The sequence below is a fragment of the Octadecabacter temperatus genome (assembly GCF_001187845.1).
Taxonomy (GTDB): Bacteria; Pseudomonadota; Alphaproteobacteria; order Rhodobacterales; family Rhodobacteraceae; genus Octadecabacter; species Octadecabacter temperatus.
The window spans coordinates 2,570,740-2,591,684 of sequence record NZ_CP012160.1 but is presented as its reverse complement, the minus strand read 5'-3'; the positions used below and the strand labels follow the sequence as shown (position 1 = coordinate 2,591,684).

Here is a 20,945-nt window from a genome sequence, read left to right as displayed (position 1 = left end):
TGCTTCGCGTTCAATGTGCAGAGCTGCATTTCATAGGTAGCGGCTCTATCGCGAAATAGGCATCGGATGTTTCGATTATGCCTGCGAGTTGGGTAATGAAAACAAACAGTCCAACTCTTCGCCGAAGCGGAAGGCGAACATTCGCTGCGGATATTTGTGCGGTCAAAATGGGCCCTGTATGGGTCGCTAACCTAATACGGCTTCGTAGTTAAATTTGACCAAAAGAAATTACGTCTTGCTAAAACAGGTGACGCTCTTTCGCGAATAGAGCAGCTTGAGTTCGGTTTGAAACGCCAAGTTTTGACAACAGGTTTTTGACATGCAGCTTTACTGTGACTTCTTGGATGTCGAGATCCCGTGCAATTTCTTTGTTCGACAGTCCAAGACACAATTTTTCCAAGGTCTGCATTTCACGCGCCGACAAATTCGCAAACTCACCACTTGTCTTCTCTCTGGGGTCGTTCGATCCGAAGTCGAAAGGGATATAACGCTCGCCCGCCAGAATGAATTTAATGGCGTTAACCAAAGTGTCTGCTGTCAGTGACTTTGGAATGAAACCATGGGCCCCACGGTCCATGGCGGCGTTCGCCACGTCACGATTGGCGACACCTGACATGATGGCGACCTTCGCGACTGGGTGGGCCTCGCGTGCTTGAACGAGTCCATCTAGCCCGTTCATTCCAGGCATATTGTAATCCAGTATCAACAGGTCGATAGAATCGATCCCCGCCATCAGCTCCAAAGCGCCGCCCAAGTCTGGTGCCGTCAGAACATTGAATTCTTCGACGGTTCTTAGATATGCCGCGATTGTATCGCGAACGAGATCATGATCGTCGGCCAAAAGAATATTAGGCATAGGTCTATCGTCCTTTATTTCTACCTAAACTTGCACAACAAATATGATCTAAACGTGGCAAACCTATACCAAAGTATAGATCGCTATGCCGATGCCCTAAACTATTTTTTCGAATTTCTTTTATTTTCAGTTGATCTGATCAAAGGAAACGGAAAATGGCCGCACTAATCCACTCACGGAAATCGATCCTCTTTCTTGTTTTCACTACGTTTTTTGCGTCATCGGCGGCTTCTCAAGATGTACTGGCGCTTCAGGTTACGCCAAGTGAGACGTCTTCGGACATTATCGAGTTTAGCCTCGAAGAGCTGGACGCGTTTGAGCAAGTCGAGTTCACAACAACAACAATTTGGACTGACGGCGAAACCCAGTTCTCAGGTGTTTCGCTAAGGGCGTTGCTGGAAAACATTGATGCAAGCGGCACAACAATCGAGATGGTCGCACTTAACGATTATTCAGTGACCATGCCGATCTCTGACTTAGAAGATAGCGCGCCCATCATCGCCACGAGAATGGACGGAAGCATCATGTCCGTGCGCGACAAAGGACCGTTCTGGGTGGTTTTTCCCTATGACAGCGATCCAAAGTACAGCACCGAAGTCACCTTTGCGCGCAGCATTTGGCAACTGAACCGATTAAACGTCATAGATTGATAAAGGATCGCACCCTAGGGTGGCTTCAGCGTAGGGGGTTGAAGTGAAATTGAATTCAGAAAAGTACAGACTCGTGATACTGGCAGGCCTAGGTCTGCTGTCCTTGTTGTTGGTCTTAATGGTGACCAACCTTTTGTCGCAACTACGAGACCTTTCGACCGCTCAGGGTGACAGCACGCAATGGAGCATTTCTCAGCTAGATACTGAATTCGCCAATCTAAACGCAGATCTTTCCGATCAGTTAGCAACGGGACGGTTTTCAGATGAAGAGCTGAAGTTGCGGATAGATATTACGCTAAGCCGCCTCGACATTGTAAACTCGGGTCGCGCCGCACTGCTTATCGGTGAAAACGCCGAGCTGAGCTCTTTGATCCGTGCACTCGGTCAATTTGAGGCACAGGCGATATCCATTTCGGACAGTTCGACCCCGCTCACCAACGATCATATTTCTGAGCTGCTGGTTAGCGTTACGGATCTGCGTCCAAATGTTCGTAAAATTGCGTTGCTGGGCCTAAGCCTTTCAGCTGAGAAATCCCAACAACGCCGCGCCTTGTTTGCCGAACAGCTGAAACGCACAGGAAGCATCGCAATTGTATTGCTTGTATTGATGGGCGCGCTTTTGATGTTGCTGGACCGCATGTTCCGTCAAGCGGCCGTGAATGACGCGGCGCTGCAATCATCGGCAAAGCTGCTTAGCTCTACAGTCACAGCGTCGCTTGACGGGATTGTTACGGCGAATAGCGAAGGGGAAATCATTGATTTCAACCTGTCGGCTGAGAAAGTTTTTGGTTGGAGCCGAAGTGAGATGATCGGCAAAACGATGGAGGAAACCTTCATCCCTCACCATATGCGCGATGCCCACCACAATGGCATGCGGCGTTATCTTGAAACGGGCAAACCACGGGTGGTGGATGCGGGTCGGGTCGAGCTGTCGGCGTTGCGCAAAAGCGGCGAAGAATTTCCTGTCGAGCTAAATATCACAGCTACCGAAGATGAGGACGGCACTAAATTTATCGCTTACATTCGCGATATCAGCGAAAGGAAAATCGCCGAACAAGAATTGGTCGACGCACGAGATCGTGCGGAAAAGACTGACAAAGCCAAGTCGCAGTTCCTAACCTTAATGAGCCACGAAATGCGCACACCGTTGAATGGCATCATGGGCGTGTTGGATTTACTTAAGACGACCAAACTATCACCTGCCCAAGAGCGTTATGCCGACATCGCCCTCGCATCGAGTGAGATACTGTTGGAACACACAAACGAGGCGCTGGACATTACACGGATTGAAACGGGTAATCTGAAACTTGCGCCACAACAGTTTGACCTGCCGGAAATGGTCAACGGTTTAGTGGATGTCTTAGAACCGTTGGCGCGTGAAAAGAATCTAGACCTAAACGTTGAGTTGGACGATCTCATTTGTATCGATTTCTATGGGGACAGTAATCGCATCCGTCAGATATTGACGAACTTGATCGGCAACGCGATTAAGTTTTCAGGCAGTGGAGAGATCACCGTTCAGGTGGGTGGTATTCACGGACCAGAGCATTCGTCTGTAAAGTTCAAGGTTTCTGACACTGGACCGGGAATTGCGCCGGAACACCAAGAGCAGGTGTTCGACGACTTTGTAGCACTTGCCCCTAGCGAAGGACGGCAATCACGCGGCGATGGCCTTGGGCTCGCAATTTCGCGCAAAATTGCGCGTCGAATGGACGGTGATATCAGCTTGAATAGTGAAGTCGGAATTGGCTCAACATTTACCTTAACGGTTCCTTTGCAACGGAGAGAAGAGGTACCGAATAGCGGCCCCGCCGAGCAAGAACCTGTCGTGTCTTTCACAAGTTCCTGCAAGGTGTTGGTGGTCGAAGACAACAGCATTAACCGCAAAGTGCTTAGCGATATGCTTGAGGGGATGGGGCACCACGTGACCCAAGCTATCAATGGTGCTGATTGCATTGAGAAAGCAGCACTGGAAGAATTCGACGCCATTATAATGGATATCAGCATGCCGATCATGAATGGAATCGAAGCTACGCGTAGACTTCGTCATGATAACGGCCCCAACGCGGCGACGCGGATCGTGGGGCTAACGGCACATGGCCGGGAAGAGTACCGTGAAGAGGCGGAACAAGCTGGGATGAACCGTTTCCATACAAAACCCATTCGCCTTGATGCTCTGCGTACTATCATCGCTGAGTTATCTTCGACCGATAATGTGTTGCTAGGCTCTTCGACGCACCCAGATGCATTGGGTGAAATGCGCAATACACTTGGCGCCGAGAAAGCGAGCGCTGTTGGGAAACAGTTTTTCGATGAGCTGAAAGAGTTTGACGCGCAAGCCCGAGATGGCGCGTTCGACGCTGAGCCCTTAACGCTTGCAGAGGTTGCGCACAAAATGAAGGGCGCTGCGTCTCTTTTTGGTTTCGAAAAGCTGGAGATAATGTTGCAAGAGATTGAGCACGACGCGCGCCTAGGGTCGATTCCTGACCTCAGCGCGCAGTTAGAATCAGTTGAAAACCTTGCCCGTAAAGCAGAAGCAGATTTCGACAAGCGGATGTCAGCGCCACTTTAAGATATCCGTTCGAAGGGCGGACTATCCGAACGAGTAGCCGATCTATTCTTACGTTTCGCAACCTACACCCTCGGTCCGGCGTTCTCGGGGCGTTCTATCATTATTTCTTTGTTCATCAACAACGCGGCCCGCTTGGAGGGTCGATTTGAAAGGACATAGAAAATGACAAACTCAAAGAATATCATTGTAGTTGGCGGCGACGGATTTTGTGGATGGCCTACAGCTCTGCACTTGTCAGGGCAAGGGCACAACATCACGATCGTTGACAACATGTCACGTCGCGCAATCGATGCGAAGATGGGTGCCGACAGCCTAACCCCACTTTCCTCAATGGAAGATCGCCTTCTCGCTTGGAAAGAGAAGACTGGCCTTACGATCAAGTTCGAGAAGATTGATGTCGCCCGTGAATTTGACCGTCTTCGTGACCTTATGGCGACGGTTAAGCCCGATACGATCATCCATTTTGGTGAACAACGTGCCGCACCGTATTCGATGAAGGGTGTCTGCGAGAAACGCTACACCGTCGACAACAACATTTCAGGTACCCACAATCTTCTTGCTGCATCTGTTGAGCTTGGCTTGGACGCCCACTTCGTCCACCTCGGCACAATGGGGGTCTACGGATACGACGACGATGGCATCGAGATTCCTGAGGGGTATCTTCCGGTCTACATCCCAGGTGACAACAAGAAGATTTTCCAGCGTCACATTCTGTACCCAACCAACCCAGGCAGCGTGTACCACATGACCAAGTCCATGGATCAGTTGCTGTTCCAATTCTACGCAAAGAACGACCACATGCGGATTACTGACCTGCACCAAGGAATCGTTTGGGGCACGCAGACGAATGAAACGCGTTTGGATGAGCGGCTCATCAATCGCTTTGATTATGACGGTGACTACGGAACGGTGCTTAACCGCTTCTTGATGCAAGCTGTCGTTGGCCACCCATTGACGGTACACGGCACCGGCGGACAGACCCGCGCATTCATTCACATTCAGGATACGGTAAAATGTCTTGCATTGGCTGTTGCAAACCCACCCGCACGGGATGGAAAAGTCGCAATTTTGAACCAGATGACGGAAACGCACACGGTGCGGGCGCTTGCCAATCTTGTGGCTGAAACGTCTGGTGCGAAGATTGCGAATGTCGACAATCCACGCAACGAAGCCGCAGAAAACGACCTGCGTGTCTCGAACAAAACGTTCATCTCATTAGGTCTAAAGCCCGTTACATTGGCTGAAGGTCTTATGGATGAAACGCAGCAAATCGCAGCAAAGTATGCGGGACGTTGCATCCGGAAAATGATCCCGTGCGTGTCCACATGGACTGACAATCAACGCCCCGGTGTGATTGATCCGGACAACTCACGAGCAGCTTAACCGACTGGCTCGGTCGCAGCATTCCGCTTGGAGGTGGGGCGCTGCGATCTTGTCGATTCAGCTTCAAAACATATCGGTGAAAATTATGCGAATGATAGGCATTGGGCTTATGGGATTTCTCCTTGCAGGCGTAGCTCTCCTGCTATCGACGACTGGATTTTTGGATAGAGGGCAACACTATTTTGGCGCGCTTACGCAGGATCAAAACCTCGTATTTGAAGATCGTAGGGCCGTTGAAACGAGTGGCGAGGACATCGGATTGGTCTATCGGTCCAATCCAGACCATCCGGTCATTTTGTCTGGGCTTCCGGCCTATCAAAGCGTTCAATTCAATCTTCCATTGGATGCGCGACCTACATCTGGACACCTCCAAGTTGATGCAACACTTCAGGTTCTTGACGGCGTTGAAGGGGTTCTTCGGATCTCCATTGATGGCGCCAAAAGAGGCGAATTGTTGCTGCGTCCAGGCGTGGTCGAGCGTACCTTACAAATTCCGCTTTCACCGACGGATTTTGTAAGGGACCAGTTGGTCGTCTCTTTCTCATTGCAAGGCGAGGGCCCCGGTTCTTCCTGTTCTAGGAACGAAGGTTTGGAAGCCGTCGTTGAGATCGAGACGACCAGCCTTTTGGTTCTCACCTTAGACCGCACATTAGAAACACCGCGTGACAGGGTTCATGCGTGGGGTAATTTAACACGCGTTGCATGGCCAGATTGGTTGCAACGCGAAGAACGCATTAGACGTCTAATTCTTGCTGCTCAGTTCGAACGGTATGGCATTCAATCGGTGATGGTTGATGGGCATTCCAACGATGCTCTGACAACCGACGAGATGCGCAATGCACTCCCGTTTTTTGCGGCGCTGGGCAGTGACCTTGGAGAGGCTGAATGGCCCAAGGCACTCGCACAAAGTGGAACAAACGCAGGCATTCGCCACTTTTACCGCCGCACGACATGGCGTGAACGATACGATGTGCGGGACGATCCGGCCATGAAAATTCCAGAAACCTTTGACCTTCATCTCGCACTTGGGCGGCAAATGAATGCTCAAGGCTGGACCGTGACGGTCGTGCTTAACAACCGTCTTGTGCATCAAGAAATCGTTGCGCCTGATCACCTTCAATTCGAGGCTTCGGTTTCCCTACCTGAAGAGATGCAAACCACCGTAAACGTCCTCGAGGTTAGTGTGGCGTCTCCTCACCTCTCAACCGGTGAGTGCGATATCGGACCTGAGCTTTTTGCTGAATTGTTGCCGACATCCAGACTGCACCATGGCGATACGACGTTTATCGATCCTATCGGCGATGTGCGCGCGACACTTGCGGATCTTGGTCGGTTGAAAGTCGGGATGGTAACGGATTTCTCGGCATCTGACGCCCAAGCGATGAGTGAAATGTTGGGGGCTTTGCTGCCAGATGCTGTTGCTGTTGGACCGAACAGTGAGTCAGCCAACATTATTTTGACGTCCTCTGAAAATGTTATCTCCAGCCTTCAAAACGTCGGACCTGTTTGGTTGGTTACACGCGATCCAGCAACGCTAAAACTGGGGGCAGAATTCATTCAAGAAGGCTCCGAATTACCGCGTCATAGTCTGGGGGTCTTAGTGGTTCCGAATGGCGTCAACCTAATGGATTTAGCGGGATGAGCGATACAGATGACAAGCGCGAACAGATCAACTTCATCTCTGTAGATAGCGCACCGAAACGATTTGCGGGTGCCGTGAACGATTGGCAGGCTCCGAAAATGTTGTTGGTCTTTGTGGCGCTTGCGACGCTGCAGCTTTGGCTCGTCAACCTTGAGGGCGCGGCACGGATTTTCCCTAACCATGACTATGTGTTTTCGCTTCATGAGGGGCGCCATGCGATCGCAATCCGGATATTCCTAATATCGTTCTTTGTTTCCTTCGCCGCGTTTAGCAACGGCGGGACGCGCGGCCGCGTTATGTTCGGGCTCGATATGATTCTCACGTTTTTGGCTGGGTGTGCTGTTTTTGATTTGGCCAATGCAGCCGCGCATAGTGTTATTGGCCAATCCTTGTCGTTACATTTCAGCGCAATCCTTTCGGGGCTGTTTGGTTTCGCGATCTATTCGTTCAAGTTGCTTGAGCGTGGGCTGATGCCAGCCCGCATTCGGATTGAGCATATTCCAGTCAGTCAGGGTCGCGCTTTCTGGCGCATAGGGATTACGACGCTTATCGCAATGTTCGTCTCGATCTGGGTGGGCGGAATGGATATTAACCTCGTTGAGGTTTTGCGGCAGTGGACATTGCTTGGCGGGATCGGGCCGGGTGTTTTTCTCTTTCTGCCAACGTTGTTCGGACAACTTTATCTGCTTGCGGTCTACGACGTTTGGACCGCCAAAACGCCGGACTTTAGGCCACCTGTTTCCGTGATCGTACCGGCGCACAATGAGTCCTACATCATCAAAGACACCATTAATGCAATGGACGCCGCAGCCCTGCATTACGGTGGTGACGTCCACATCCTAATCATGAACAACAATTCAACGGATGATACCGAAGACATCGCACGCGAGACTCTCGACGCATGCAAGGCCGCAAAGGGAAGGGTGATCAATGTCCCCAAGCCCGGAAAGTCGAACGCGTTGAACGCGGGCTTAGACGCCTGTGAGACCGAATTTCTAGTTCGGGTAGATGCCGATACCTTGGTTGGCAAAGATAATTTTTCGCGTGCGATGCCTTACTTTGCCAACCCGCAAGTTGGGGTTGTCGGTGGGGTTCCCGTGCCGCCTGGTGGGGCGCTATTTGATCGTGCGCGCCTTCTCGAGGTTTTGGTGAAACATGGTTTCTACTCGGTTGCTATGGGTGCGGTGAATGGTGTTGTGGGCATCCCTGGAATGTTCGTTGTCTATCGGACCCATCATCCACGTTATCTTGGCGGATTTGTTGAGGGTATGAATGGCGAAGACACTGACATTTCTTTGCGCATTGGCGAACTTGGATTCCACTCGGTCGTTGATCCGAGGATCCGCTATATTTCTGAGGTTCCATCGTCGTACAGCCATATGCGTGAGCAACGTATGCGATGGTTCCGCTCGATTTATCATATCTCTTCGAGATGCCGAGATTTGATTTACGGGCCAAACAAGACGCTCCGCGGTAAGATCATCCTGCCATATATGCTGATCAATTCCGCGCGCCGCGCAATGTTGGTTCCACTGATCCTCTATGGTGCGCTTGAATGGGGTCTTCGACTTAACCCTGACAGTCCGATCATTTGGCAATCCATTGTCGCCGTCACAACCGGCGCACCGGCGATCATGGCTGTGTTGGCGTCGCTCTTGAATGGGGTGCCCAAAGGTATTCTCGCGCTGCCCGAATACCTAATATTCCGCGTGCTTCGCGCCTACTTCACCCTCGAGTCCATGCTGAGCATATTGGTGGACGAAAAGGGTGAAGACTTAGAACACGTTATTCGGCGCGATATCGTTTCGGATAGGCCAATTCGCGTCGCTTGAAGGAAGTTACTTAGGCAAAAAAGTAAGGTTTTTGATGAGCACTGAATTCTTGCAGCTTGAAAAGGTACGAGTGGCCCCAAAACAGACGCATAACATTAGATTAATCACTGTACCGCAGCTTCCTCTACGAAGGCCTTATCTGTTTTGTAGCGACGATGTGCCATGGGTTGCTGCTATGCCGACTTTGTTGGGTTGAGCTGTAATTTCAAAGATCAAAGGTCAATTGCCGGACATTCGATACAGTTAAATTGCTCGGCACGTTACGGTTGGCCTCGACAGTTACGACGGCAGAACGCAAGAACTTCCATTGGGCTTCGGGGTGTGTTGTATATCTAGACATCGTGTCGTTTCTCATGATCTCTGAATAGCCAATCGCGCAGTCACACCCGTTGCAGAGTCTTCAAATGTCAGCCGGCCTCCATGCAATTTTGCAATTGTCGCTACAATTGTAAGGCCAAGCCCGTGGCCATCTATCGTTGCCGTGTTCTCTCCACGCTGAAATGGGGCCAAGAGCTTTTCAATTTCAGCGGCAGAACTTTCAGAGCCCTCATCTTCGATGATGATCGTCGCGGATTGCGCGTTTGCCTCCAGTGATACAGTCGCGCGTCGACCGTATTTCAGAGCGTTTTCGATCAAGTTAGTAATTGGCCGTTCAAGCGAAACGGGGCGGCCATAAACTGCTGTGTCACGGTCGTTGGATACCACACCGTAGCCTACAGGGCGCGAAACCTGTGTTTATAAGGTTGGTCAAGAGTTTTTGCGGTGGAAACCCGACGATTGTGGTGTTGGCACGTCTGGCTGCACCGTTAGGAGTTGCGCCTAATCAGTTGCTTGAGGAAAACTAGAAATAGAGCCACGCCAACGACCGGTATGCGGGACAAAGTGACCGTTTTACCTATAGCCTTCAAATGTCCGATGTTTGAATTAGGTCTACTTTCAAAGCGCCCTCTAACAAGCTAGGCGCGATAACATGACCGAATTCTAACATGTCCGCCGAAGGTGGTATCAGATCAGGTATCTGGATAGTTTTGGCACCTGAAGCGACCGCTGCTCTCGTGCCTGTTTCACTGTCTTCGAAAGCAATGCAATCAGCCGCGCTCACTCCCAAATGTTCCGCAATTTTATGATACACTTCGGGATTCGGCTTCCCTTGTTGAACGAGGTCTCCGCCGACAACCCCTGCCAGAAATGGAAGCAGGCCGGTTTTTTCAAGATGAGATCGTGCCACTTCCGTCTCGGTAGAAGTTGCGACGCCCATCAAATACCCTTTTGAAGAAAGGACTTGAAAAAGCTGAAGGGCTCCCGCTTTTAGGGGGATCTCGCGCTGAAGCGTCGCAGAAATTTTTTCACGCCACACTTCGTTGAAGTCTTGGAATTCGACTTGGTCGGGCAAGCTTTCCAGGATGACCCGATCACACTCCGGACGCCGAAGTCCAACACACCTCAGAAAAACTTCAGGACTATCTGAAAGGGAAAAGTGACGTCGAGTCTCGACAAAATTATCAAAGCAAACCTTTTCTGTATCCAGAAGGAGGCCGTCCATATCAAAGAGAATTGCGTGTGCGGTCATGGTGTCCTCAGCTAATTATGTGTTTGTTGGAGCGCGCATAGGCATTGAGTGCATCTGTCATAACAATCCTATTTTTATCCTTGCTTTCAGACTGCAACGCATGACGCGGACCAACTCCTCGGTGTGTGTTCATCGGGGCGCCTTTGCGTCCCACATCAACATTTATTTCTTGACTGCCCAAAAAACTTACGCATAAATGTGCAGTATGTGCATATAAGTGCACTTTTGAGAAATTCGTCAAGTGGAAAATCGGGAGGATTTTTTTCTTGAAAGCAATCAACGGAATTCTTGAATGTCATCAACGGAGGAGAGTCCCATGAGAAATATGTTACGTCGCAACGTTCTATCCACTATGGCGTGCCTTGCCATTACTGTGAGTGGCACCGCAGTGACCGCACAAGAAGCAACCGGCCAACTGACTGTTTACGGCAGCACACTTGAAGATGTTGTGCGTGATGTCGCTCAAGCCTTTGAGGCTAAAACCGGTATCGAGACCGTGTATGTGCGGGCATCGACTGGAGAGACGTTAAACCGAATCCGCGCCGAGCAAGCGCGCCCGCAAGCCAGTGTTTGGTTCGGCGGCCCCGGCGATTCCTACCGGGTGGCACAGGAAGAAGGACTGTTAGAGCCTTACATTTCACCATCCGCAGAGAACATCGCCGACCAGTTTAAGGATCCGGACGGTTACTGGACGGGCCTTTACACCTCAAATCTCGGCTTCGCCAGCAACCGTGGACTGCTTGCTGAAAGAGGCATTGAGGTTCCCACATCATGGGAAGATCTTCTTGCACCAGAATTGGAAGGCTTGGTCGCTGTTGCGAATCCGGCCACCTCGGGAACTGCGTATGCATACATCAGCACAATCGCGCAGCTGATGGGCGAAGAAGAAGGGTTTGAGTACCTGGATCAAGCCAGCGAAAATATCGCTCAGTATACAAAGAGCGGTAGCGCACCGGGCCGTATGGCTGGATCAGGCGAAATTCTAGTTGGCATCTTGATGCTTCAGGACGCGTACCTGATCCAACAACAAGGTTTCGATCTGGAACTGTCAACACCGTCAGAGGGTACAGGTTTTGCTCTTGAACCAGCGGCGATGCTGAAAGACGGGCCTGACCAACTCGAAGCACAAATGTTCATCGACTATATCTTAAGTGCTGAAGGTCAGTCGGTCATGCAGGAACACTTCCACCTGCTTAGCTTCACCAATCCGGAATTGTCGCCACGCGCCGAGGCTTCTGCCTTAGAAGATATGGTGCTTATCGACTATGATTTCGATTGGGCGGGTGCAAACAAGACTCGTTTGATTGAAAGATTTCAGAACGAAATCCTGATCGCTGAATAAACTATAACTCTGACTTTAAGCGTTGGTCGCATGAAAAAAAGTAAACAAAAACAAGGCGGCACTCGCGAAGAGAAAAGCACCTATGCAGTCTTCGGACTTGCATGGGTGTGGCTCCTCGTTTTAATAGCCTATCCCTTGGTTCAGGTTTTGATTGCTGCGTTCTTTGTGAACGGTAGCTTCTCTCTGAGCGAGTTCGTCTCCCTCTTCGAAACGGCATACTATCGCCGTGTTATCGCAAATTCGTTTCGCCTAGCGGCGATCGTTGCTACCTTTGGGACAGTTATTGCATTGATATTTGCTCTGGCCGTCACCAAAGTTAATATACCCGGAAAGAAATTTTTCCACATCGTCGCACTGGTTCCGACAATCTCACCGCCTTTTGCATTTGGGCTTGCGGTGATTATGCTCTTCGGGCGCCAAGGTCTTATAACCCATGAAATATTGGGTTTGAACACAGGTGCAATCTACGGGCTAAAAGGCATGGCTGTGGCCCAGATCTTTGGGTTTTTCCCATTCGCTTATTTGCTTTTACGTGGCGTACTGCTTGGCCTTAATCCTGCGCTAGAGGAGGCTGCATCGACGTTAGGGGCCAATCGCTTCAAGACGCTCTTCAGTGTAACATTGCCGCTTATGGTCACCGGAATCGCGAGCGCCTTCCTTCTGCTGTTTATCTATTCCATGGCAGATCTTGGAAACGCTCTGCTTATCGGCGGTAACTATACGGTCGTGTCATCACAGATTTATCTCGCAATTGTCGGCCAATTTGACTTCGCTCGTGGGGCCGCTCTGTCGGTTACGGTTCTTTTCCCTGCGGTCGTGCTCTTTATTTGGCAGAAAAGACTGGAACAACGCACAACCTACGCCATGGTATCCGGTCGTCCTTCAGGCTCATCAACCTCTATCGGTGAACGCGGTATCGTCTGGTCGGCGTGGGCTTTCTGCGCCTTCATCGCACTCATCATTGCGGCCGTTTATTTGACCATCCTAGCCGGGGCATCGACACGGCTTTGGGGTGTTAATTACACGCCAACCTTAGACCATTTCCGAGCTGTTTTCGGGGCGGGAAACTTGGGCCTAAGGGCGCTGCAAGATACCTTCTTCCTTGCTTCAATCGCTGCGGTCTTTGGCGGTGTGCTTAGTCTTGCGATCGGGTACATGGTGCAACGTGTGCCGGTTAAAGGGCGGGGCATGATCGACTTTCTAAGCATGATACCAATGGCTGTGCCCGGCGTTGTTATTGGTATTGCCTTTGCCATTGCCTTCAACAAGCCCCCGCTGATCATTTCGGGGACGGCGCTTATCATCATACTTTTGTTTATTGTGCGCACGATGCCTTTCGGTTTGCGAATGTCTGTCGCCGCCATTGGACAAATTGATGTAGCAATTGATGAGGCATCGCTGACCCTTGGTGCGAACAGGTTCCAAACCTTTGCCCGCATCACTGCACCTTTGATCCGGACCAGCTTCGTCGCAAGTATCATTTATATGTTCACTCGAAACATAACGTCTCTCAGCGCGGTGATTTTTGTCGTGTCCGCAAATTGGACACTGGTCACGGCGGCAATGCTGTCAGAGATCGAAACGGGGAGAATTAGCGTGGCGTCAGCATTCGCAGTGGTCCTCGTCGTGATCGTCGTTGCAATAAACATAATCTTGTTCCGCTTCATTGAGCGGCAAAAAACATCATAGGGGCTATGAGCATGGAAACCTCAACAACACAGGGTAACGACCTTCGACTCGTAGACTTGGAAAAGGAATTCCAAGCGCCAGATGGTGGAATGGTAACGGCTGTAAACAAGATATCCTTGGATGTAGCACCGGGCGAATTCGTTTCGCTACTTGGCCCATCTGGATGCGGCAAGACCACCATCTTGAGGATGGTCGCAGGCCTAGAGCAGCCAACGCGCGGTGAGATTTCGATTGGGGGGGAGCGTGTAAATGAACTTCCGCCATACAAGCGCAACATCGGCCTTGTCTTTCAAAGCTATGCCCTTTTCCCGCATAAAACGGTCTTCGACAATGTCGCCTACAGTCAAACGCTTAGGAAAAGACCTAAGGCTGAAACAAAAGCGAGTGTCGAGGAGATGCTCTCTCTCGTTGGTCTAGGCCATCTTGCGGATCGCTCCCCAGCTCAGCTCAGCGGCGGCCAGCAGCAACGTGTCGCTTTGGCGCGGGCATTGGTGTCCGATCCAAGAGTTCTTTTGTTCGATGAGCCGCTGTCAAACTTGGATGCGCGCCTGCGCGTTCAGGTCCGCGCTGAGATCAGACGGGTGCACCAGCGTCTGCGACCCACGGTAATCTATGTTACCCACGATCAAAGTGAAGCGATGAGCTTGTCGGATCGCATTGCAGTCATGTCCTCTGGGCAGGTTATGCAAGTCGGAACGCCGCAAGATATCTACCAACGGCCGGACAATAGATTTGTCGCAGACTTCGTTGGCAGCGCGAACTTCTTCCCAGCACGCGTGCTTGAGCGAAAGTCAGATGGGCTCGTCGTTGAGTTCAGCGGCGGCACATTCAATATCGGCTCATGGGCTCCCGGCAGCGAACAGAGTGACAATGTTTTGCTTGTGATCCGGCAAGAGCATTTGGAGATTGTGCCGGAAAGCGAAAGTTCCGTTCACGGCATCGTTCGCGGCTCTGAATTTTTGGGAACGCACACGGAATGCTTGATCGAAGTCGGTGGACAAACTGCATTGGCAACATTGGATTCGAGCGGGGGCATAGAACTGCCAACCGAAGGCTCTAAAGTCGGCATCCGGTTCCAAGAAAGCCGGGCCCACGTTATCCCCAACTCGCCGGAATAAACTTTTCCGGACTGAGTTGAGGCTCCCTTGTTGCAGGCGGATGTGCCTATTTCGCCTGCAGCAAAACCCGCGCGGTATCTTCGTCTGTAATTAGGCCGTTAATCAATCCGCCTCGCAATGCGGCTGCAATGGCCCCGTGCTTGGCGCGACCTCCGGCAACGGCAATGGTCAGGCGATTGGGCGGAACTTCAAGTGGAATGCTGGCGACACGAGCATTTGTGCCCTTGGGACAGATTGCGCCCTCCTCATCGAAGGACCAGCCAATCATTTCTCCGACCGTGCCGGTGCTGATCAACTCATCGAGCTCGTCGCGATTAACAAAACGATCCTTGTATATGGGTGCCTGTGATTCAACCTCTCCCAGACCTAAGAAAGACACTTTCGATTCCCGAACAAGATCATGGACCATTTGAAACGCCCGTTGCGAACGAAGAAGATCGCGCTCCTCGAGGCTGTTGGCGAGCACCGGAGTGAGGAGTGGATAACATTGCGCTCCGATCCGATCGGCGAGACGCATTGCTACATCAAAGCCACTGGCGCGCCCGTCCCGTGTGACGTTCCCAACCATGGAGACAATCTTGTGGTCAGGGCGTTCCAAGCTGCTTACCTCATCGACCGCGGCCCGCAGTGTGCGTCCCGTTCCAATGGAAATGGTCACCGGTTTTTTCGGCGTCAGAAGGTCTTCGATCTTCGCGGCCGCTAAGCCGGCAATGGCGATCTCGGTGTCTGCGAGACTGGGATAATGCGGCGCCACGTCGGTGAAGGTGAGAGAAAACTTTTCGCGCAGTCTCTCGGCAAGTTCGATGCAATCGACCGAGTTATGTTCAACGCGAAATTTTATGAGTTTCTCGCGGACCGCTGTCGCTACGAGACGTTGCACCGAATGGCGAGATATCTGAAGCTTGTCCGCAATCTCGCTCTGGTCGTTGCCTGCAATATAATAAAGCCAAGCTGCCCGTGCAGCCAGCTCCAGTTTGCGTTCCTTTGTCGGCCTTGTGGTTTTCGACACAGATTTGCTTTCCAGTTGTTAGCCCGTCGCAGCAGCCTTTGAGTTGCTCCTCAATCGCAGCAAGGGGAGCTATCCAGCTTCCGAGAGTATGTATGAGTTACCTTCCCCTGCAAGTAATTTGTTAAGATGTACCTTTGACCCTGCCTTTATGAATTCGGACTAATGGTGGGACAGTCCAATTGGCCCCTGAGCAAGATGGGAAGTCGCGCGACCTGTGTCCTGTTAGCTCAACGAAAGCAGACCTCTGTTCAACTCTCAGAAACGGTCGAATTGGGCTCAAAGCCGCCATTCGCTGCGGTTGAAAGTGCCACGTGCTGCCGAACGTCTGCTTGCTCATACGCTGAGCCTATACTTTGCACCCGCAGCGAAGGGCCGCTTTCCGCCCGTATTACCGGAACCGCTTCGGGCCCAAAGCCGACCATGGCGTTGAAGCTTGATGCTGCGCTGCAACTCCCCCAAAGCAGACATTGGCGGTCACATGTAGCATCTTGGATGGTTGGGCTGCCGCAGCGTGGTCGTTTCTGACTTTGACAGACCTCAAGGCAGCGACTGCCCGCTGTAATTGTCAAGAACACACACCTGGCAAACGCCTTACATAGAAACGCTAATTGCCAAGCTCTGATTTCACAGCGGCTTCGAACCCAGCTGACACAAAGTCTAGAAACTGTGGGTATCCATGGTTGAGGTCGTCTGCGCGAAATCTACCTCCAGACATAACGTCAATTCGTTTCGTTTCTGAAAAGAAAAAGAAACTTGTACCCAGCGTCAATGTCAGGGCACGCATGATTTGTTCGTCATTTGCTTCAGGGTGCGCGAGGCGAAGTGCGTTGATTTGGGTGTGTTCCCAAACTCCGGCAAGGTCTCCAATGATTTCTGTGATGCGGGGTGTCGTCATCATTCCAGCGATCAATTTGGAATAGTGACGCCATCCCGGATCTTCGCTGAGGCTGTATTCAAGCCAGGGTCTGAACATTGCATCAAGCACGTCCCGCGCCGAAGGTTTGTTCTTTGTCCGAGCGAGCGCGTCGTTCAGTGCTGACATACGCCGGCCGCGTAGCATTTCGTATCTACGTGCAATCGCGGCGGCCAACACATCTTCCTTGCTGCCGTAGTGATATGTAATCGACGCAGGATCCACGCCGGCTTCTCGTGCTACTTGACGCAGCGAAACTTCTAACAACCCTTCGGTCGCGAAAACACGTTCTGCGGTGTTTAGAATTGCCGTTTTGGTCGCCCCTACCGAAGTCGAGGTTTTGCTTCGTTGCCGTTTGGCAGTGCTTTTGTCCATTGGTTCACTCAATACCTATCTCGGCATGCTTATGGCGGTCATGCATCGTTGTAAAGATTTTAGGCATTGTTGACAAATTCTTAAACATTGTTTAAATACGAGTCGAACTGCCGCACGGGAGATGCGGTTGAGCATTGGATTTTTTGGGAGGAATATTATGTCTGCATTGGAAATCGCCGAGGGCCTACGCCGAGTCATCACTGGAAATAACACGAGCGGTAAATCTATCATCGCAATCGATGACGGCCCGGCCGAGGTGCTCGAAAATGGCACCATCGGATTGTACGAGGCGTGGAACGATGAAGGCGCGACGATCGTGCGCACAAATCACGAAGACGTTGCAAAGGGCGATGTTGTCCTTGCGCCCCCTGCAAATGGTGTTCGGGTTCGGTGGTTTTCGATCGCACCGTTCGGCAAAGATGTCTCGGCTGAAGATCAACTTGAATCGCTCAATGAAGCCTTTGATGCGATGGGTGGTCACGGTTCACGTGTGAATGTTGACAGCCATCCAGGCATGCACTTGACGAAAACGATGGATGTTGTCGCCGTATTCAAGGGGCGCATCAAATTGATCATGGAAGATGGTGAGGTTGAACTGAAACCCGGTGATGTGGTGATTCAGCGCGGCACGAACCATGCCTGGGAGGCTGTTGGTGACGAAACAGCGATCTGTTTGGGCGTGCTGGTTGACCGCGAACTCGCGTAATTTTCTGTACCGGAGATTGCGCATGTCATTGCCAGACCCATCCCCTCAGCGCGGCGCCTGTATTTGGCAGCCTGATCCTTCTGAACCAAAATCCCAGATGACGCAGTTCAGGGAATGGGTCGCGGATCGGCGCAACATTCCCTTGCCTGACTATGCCTCTTTGCAGGCGTGGTCGATCAGCAATCTTTCGGATTTTTGGGCCGATTTTTACGACTACTTTGAGATCGAGAGTGCCGTACCCTATTCACGTGTCTTGAGCGAAGGTGTTATGCCGGATGTTTCATGGTTTGACAGTGCCGAAGTCAATTTCGCGGCGCATATGCTTCGCGACAAAGGTTTTGATCCCAATTCTGTCGCCATTCATGCGTCTAATGAAGCAGGCGTTACCCGAAAGATCACTCGGGCGGAGCTGTCTAATCAAGTCCGAGACTTTGCGGCCTATTTAGCGTCCCAAGGCGTTGGCAAAGACAGCCGAGTTGCCGCCTACCTCACCAATACGCCTGAAGCCGTTGTGGCATTCCTTGCCTGCGCGGCGCTTGGAGCAACATGGACCAGTGTTTCGCCAGATTTCGGGGTCGACGCGACGCTCAGTCGCTTTGGAGCATTTAAGCCCAATGTGTTGATCACAGTGGATAGCTATAACTACGGCGGTAAATTCTTCGATCGCCAGGACGTAGTAAATGCCATTTTGTCGGATTTGCCGTCCATTGGCACTGTTGTGCATGTTCCGTCAGCGAAAGCGACCGCTAACCCATTCGACCGCCATTCAATTTCTTGGGACGATGCCATTAACGCGGGCGGCGACGCGCCATTTGAATACGCATCGGTTCCCTTTGCCCATCCTCTGCTTGCGGCATTTTCATCAGGTACGACCGGCAAGCCAAAGGGCATTCTGCATGGCCATGGTGGATTGACGCTAGAAGCGTTCAAAATGAACGCGCTGCATGGCGATATGGGGCCAGGCGACGTTTATACATTTTTCACCACCACAGGTTGGATGGTTTGGTTTATGGTGATTGGCGCCCTTGGAACTGGGGCCGGGATCGGGCTTTACGATGGAAATCCGCTAATGGATGAAGCGGCTCCATTCTGGAAGTTCACCGAAACCAGCGGCACCACCGTTTTAGGAGTGAGCTCGGCCTTTGTTGCGAACCGCATCCAAGTCGGCGATGCCCCAAATGACCGCTTTGATCTGACTGCTCTGAAAATGGTGATCTTTGGTGCATCCCCCGCCGCTCCTGAGAGCATGGAATGGGCCGCCCAAAATATTGGACGTGGCGCACAAATGGTCACGGCTTCGGGCGGAACAGACATCTTTACCTGTTTCGTTGGTTTCTGCCCTGATGTTCCAAGTTATGCTGGAGAGTTTCAGTGTATTTGGCTGGGCACCGATGCGGTTTCGATGTCCGATCAGGGCGAGGTACTGAATTGTGAAGTGGGTGAGCTGATTATTCGCCAACCGATGCCGTCAATGCCCGTCGGTTTTCTGGACGACCCAGATAAATCCCGACTACGCGCTGCCTATTTTGACGACTTCCCTGGGATGTGGCGTCAAGGTGATCTGTTTTTAACCCATGGCGACGGCACGTCGCGCATCTTGGGCCGATCCGACGCGACGCTTAACCGTGGCGGGGTTCGGATTGGCACGGCCGAAATTTATGATGTGGTTGAAGCCAACCCTGATGTCGAAGATTGCCTTGTCGTGAACGTAGAAGATGGCGATCGTTCAACGATGCTCTTGTTTCTGCAAATCGCCGATGGCTGCGCGTTGACGGAAGAATTGCAGACAAATCTGGTCAAGCGCCTGCGCAGTGAGGCCTCGCCGCGCCATGTTCCAGATCAAATGTTGGCAGTCTCCTCCATTCCTTACACGATCAGCGGTAAAAAACTGGAAGTTCCGGTAAAGCGTATCTTGATGGGGGCCGATGCTGAAACTGCAGCCAATCGGGGTGCCATGCGCGATCCGGCGGCACTCGACGCAATCATCGATGTCGCAAGAGCCCAAATGCAAAGGGAGGCAACCTGATGGACGCTTTCATAATTGATGCCGTCCGTACGCCGCGCGCGATTGGCAAGGCACCAAAAGGTGCCCTGTCGCATCTGCATCCGCATAGGTTGGGGTCTACAGTTCTTCGCGCATTAGCCGAACGAAATGACATCGATACCAGTCATGTAGATGACGTGATTTGGGGCACCTCGGTGCAGCGTGGATTGCAGGGCCACAATTTAGGCCGGATGGCGGCATTAGAAGCGGGTTTTGATGAACGTTCCAGCGGCATGACCCTAGACCGTTTCTGCGGCACCGGCATTACAACCGTCAGCCTTGGTGCGGCGCAGGTCATGTCTGGCATGGAAGATTTGGTCGTCTGTGGCGGCAGCGAAATGATGAGCCATACGCGTATTCACCCCGAACTTGTCGGGAACACGCAACTGGATAGTGAAAACCTTGTTCTGCGTGCGCAGCACCCGCAATCGCAACAAGGCGTTTCTGCCGATGCAATCGCGACATTGGAAAGGATTGACCGGACTGCCGTAGATGCACTCGCGGTTACGTCGCAAGTGCGTGCGGATATGGCAATCAAGGAAGGGCGCTTTCACAACGCTATAGTGCCCGTGCTTAACGATGATGGGTCTGTCGCGTTGGACCGCGATGAATTTCCACGCCCCGGCACAACGGCAGACACACTTGCGTCTTTACCCGCGATTTTCAAAAGGGTTGCGCGAGCCGAGATTGGGCCTGATGGCGCTACATTTGGCGATATGATCTATCAGAAATACCCGGACCTACGCGATAAGATGACATGGGTGCACCATGCCGGAAATGCCTCTGGTATTGTTGATGGAGCGGGCGCAGTCCTTCTTGCATCTGAGCGTTATTCAGAACGCAATCGTTTAAAACCACGGGCACGCGTTGTGGCGACAGCAAACATCGGCGACTGCCCGACTCTCATGCTCAACGCTCCAGTACCGGCCATCCGCAAGGTGCTGGACAAAGCGGGGCTTTCAATAGCGGATATCGACGTTTTCGAGATAAACGAGGCTTTTGCTGTCGTTCCCGAAAAAGCGATCCGTGATCTGAACTTGGACCGTTCTAAAGTTAACATCAACGGCGGCGCCATTGCCCTTGGGCACCCAATCGGAGCCACTGGCGCGATTCTGATTGGTACGGCGCTTGACGAATTGGAACGATCCGGTGGCCGCTATGCATTGATTACCATGTGCGCAGCGGGGGGGATGGCGCCAGCAATTATCATAGAACGACTCTAAAACTAAAAACCGGGAGGAACT

Annotated in this window: 16 protein-coding genes; 11 read left to right on the top strand and 5 right to left on the bottom strand. The window is 51.8% G+C overall.

Features of this window, described 5'->3' with window-relative positions; all coding sequences use genetic code 11:
• Nucleotides 1–238: 238 nt before the first annotated feature.
• On the bottom strand, nt 239–856 hold the full coding sequence (locus tag OSB_RS12955) for a response regulator (protein ID WP_049835389.1): 618 nt from the start codon (nt 854–856) through the stop codon (nt 239–241).
• A gap of 155 nt (nt 857–1,011) precedes the next feature.
• Between OSB_RS12955 and OSB_RS12950 the strand changes: the two genes are divergently transcribed.
• From OSB_RS12950 to OSB_RS12930, 5 genes are all read left to right on the top strand, one after another.
• Nucleotides 1,012–1,506 (top strand): putative pterin-binding protein, encoded by a 495-nt coding sequence (locus tag OSB_RS12950; RefSeq protein WP_049835388.1) that lies wholly within the window; start codon nt 1,012–1,014, stop codon nt 1,504–1,506.
• A gap of 43 nt (nt 1,507–1,549) precedes the next feature.
• Complete coding sequence (locus OSB_RS12945; RefSeq protein ID WP_049835387.1) at nt 1,550–4,078, top strand: hybrid sensor histidine kinase/response regulator; 2,529 nt, start codon at nt 1,550–1,552, stop codon at nt 4,076–4,078.
• 162 nt (nt 4,079–4,240) lie between these two features.
• Nucleotides 4,241–5,461, top strand: coding sequence for an NAD-dependent epimerase/dehydratase family protein (locus OSB_RS12940; RefSeq protein ID WP_049835386.1), 1,221 nt, complete (start codon nt 4,241–4,243; stop codon nt 5,459–5,461).
• 109 nt (nt 5,462–5,570) lie between these two features.
• Complete coding sequence (locus tag OSB_RS12935) at nt 5,571–7,103, top strand: hypothetical protein (protein WP_049835385.1); 1,533 nt, start codon at nt 5,571–5,573, stop codon at nt 7,101–7,103.
• The gene (locus tag OSB_RS12930) at nt 7,100–8,935 is read left to right on the top strand and encodes a glycosyltransferase family 2 protein (RefSeq protein WP_049835384.1); all 1,836 of its coding nucleotides are present in this window, start codon (nt 7,100–7,102) and stop codon (nt 8,933–8,935) included. Before OSB_RS12935 ends, OSB_RS12930 begins: the two co-directional genes overlap by 4 nt.
• Nucleotides 8,936–9,286: 351 nt before the next feature.
• On the opposite strand, the gene OSB_RS12925 is transcribed toward OSB_RS12930, so the two are convergent.
• Entirely contained in the window at nt 9,287–9,640 is a 354-nt protein-coding gene (locus OSB_RS12925) for a sensor histidine kinase (RefSeq protein WP_049835383.1), read from the bottom strand.
• Nucleotides 9,641–9,839: 199 nt separating this feature from the next.
• Entirely contained in the window at nt 9,840–10,505 is a 666-nt protein-coding gene (locus OSB_RS12920; protein WP_049835382.1) for an HAD family hydrolase, read from the bottom strand.
• Nucleotides 10,506–10,821: 316 nt separating this feature from the next.
• Between OSB_RS12920 and OSB_RS12915 the strand changes: the two genes are divergently transcribed.
• Genes OSB_RS12915 through OSB_RS12905 form a run of 3 tightly spaced genes read left to right on the top strand, consistent with a single transcriptional unit; the run spans nt 10,822 to nt 14,654 of the window.
• On the top strand, nt 10,822–11,847 hold the full coding sequence (locus OSB_RS12915; RefSeq protein ID WP_049835381.1) for an ABC transporter substrate-binding protein: 1,026 nt from the start codon (nt 10,822–10,824) through the stop codon (nt 11,845–11,847).
• 30 nt (nt 11,848–11,877) lie between these two features.
• Complete coding sequence (locus OSB_RS12910) at nt 11,878–13,536, top strand: ABC transporter permease (RefSeq protein WP_049835380.1); 1,659 nt, start codon at nt 11,878–11,880, stop codon at nt 13,534–13,536.
• An 11-nt stretch (nt 13,537–13,547) separates the two neighbouring features.
• Nucleotides 13,548–14,654, top strand: a complete 1,107-nt coding sequence (locus OSB_RS12905; RefSeq protein WP_049835379.1) for an ABC transporter ATP-binding protein — start codon at nt 13,548–13,550, stop codon at nt 14,652–14,654.
• 46 nt (nt 14,655–14,700) lie between these two features.
• On the opposite strand, the gene OSB_RS12900 is transcribed toward OSB_RS12905, so the two are convergent.
• Together OSB_RS12900 and OSB_RS12895 are read right to left on the bottom strand one after the other, a co-directional pair.
• On the bottom strand, nt 14,701–15,663 hold the full coding sequence (locus OSB_RS12900; protein WP_049835378.1) for a sugar-binding transcriptional regulator: 963 nt from the start codon (nt 15,661–15,663) through the stop codon (nt 14,701–14,703).
• Nucleotides 15,664–16,267: 604 nt separating this feature from the next.
• Nucleotides 16,268–16,951: a TetR/AcrR family transcriptional regulator gene (locus OSB_RS12895; protein ID WP_049835377.1), complete on the bottom strand. Its 684-nt coding sequence runs from the start codon at nt 16,949–16,951 to the stop codon at nt 16,268–16,270.
• A 157-nt stretch (nt 16,952–17,108) separates the two neighbouring features.
• Between OSB_RS12895 and OSB_RS12890 the strand changes: the two genes are divergently transcribed.
• From OSB_RS12890 to OSB_RS12880, 3 genes are read left to right on the top strand one after another with little or no spacing between them, the layout of a single operon-like run.
• On the top strand, nt 17,109–17,657 hold the full coding sequence (locus OSB_RS12890) for a cupin domain-containing protein (protein WP_049835376.1): 549 nt from the start codon (nt 17,109–17,111) through the stop codon (nt 17,655–17,657).
• A 22-nt stretch (nt 17,658–17,679) separates the two neighbouring features.
• Complete coding sequence (locus tag OSB_RS12885; RefSeq protein ID WP_049835375.1) at nt 17,680–19,683, top strand: acetoacetate--CoA ligase; 2,004 nt, start codon at nt 17,680–17,682, stop codon at nt 19,681–19,683.
• Nucleotides 19,683–20,924: an acetyl-CoA C-acetyltransferase gene (locus OSB_RS12880; RefSeq protein WP_234967426.1), complete on the top strand. Its 1,242-nt coding sequence runs from the start codon at nt 19,683–19,685 to the stop codon at nt 20,922–20,924. Before OSB_RS12885 ends, OSB_RS12880 begins: the two co-directional genes overlap by 1 nt.
• Nucleotides 20,925–20,945 lie beyond the last annotated feature (21 nt).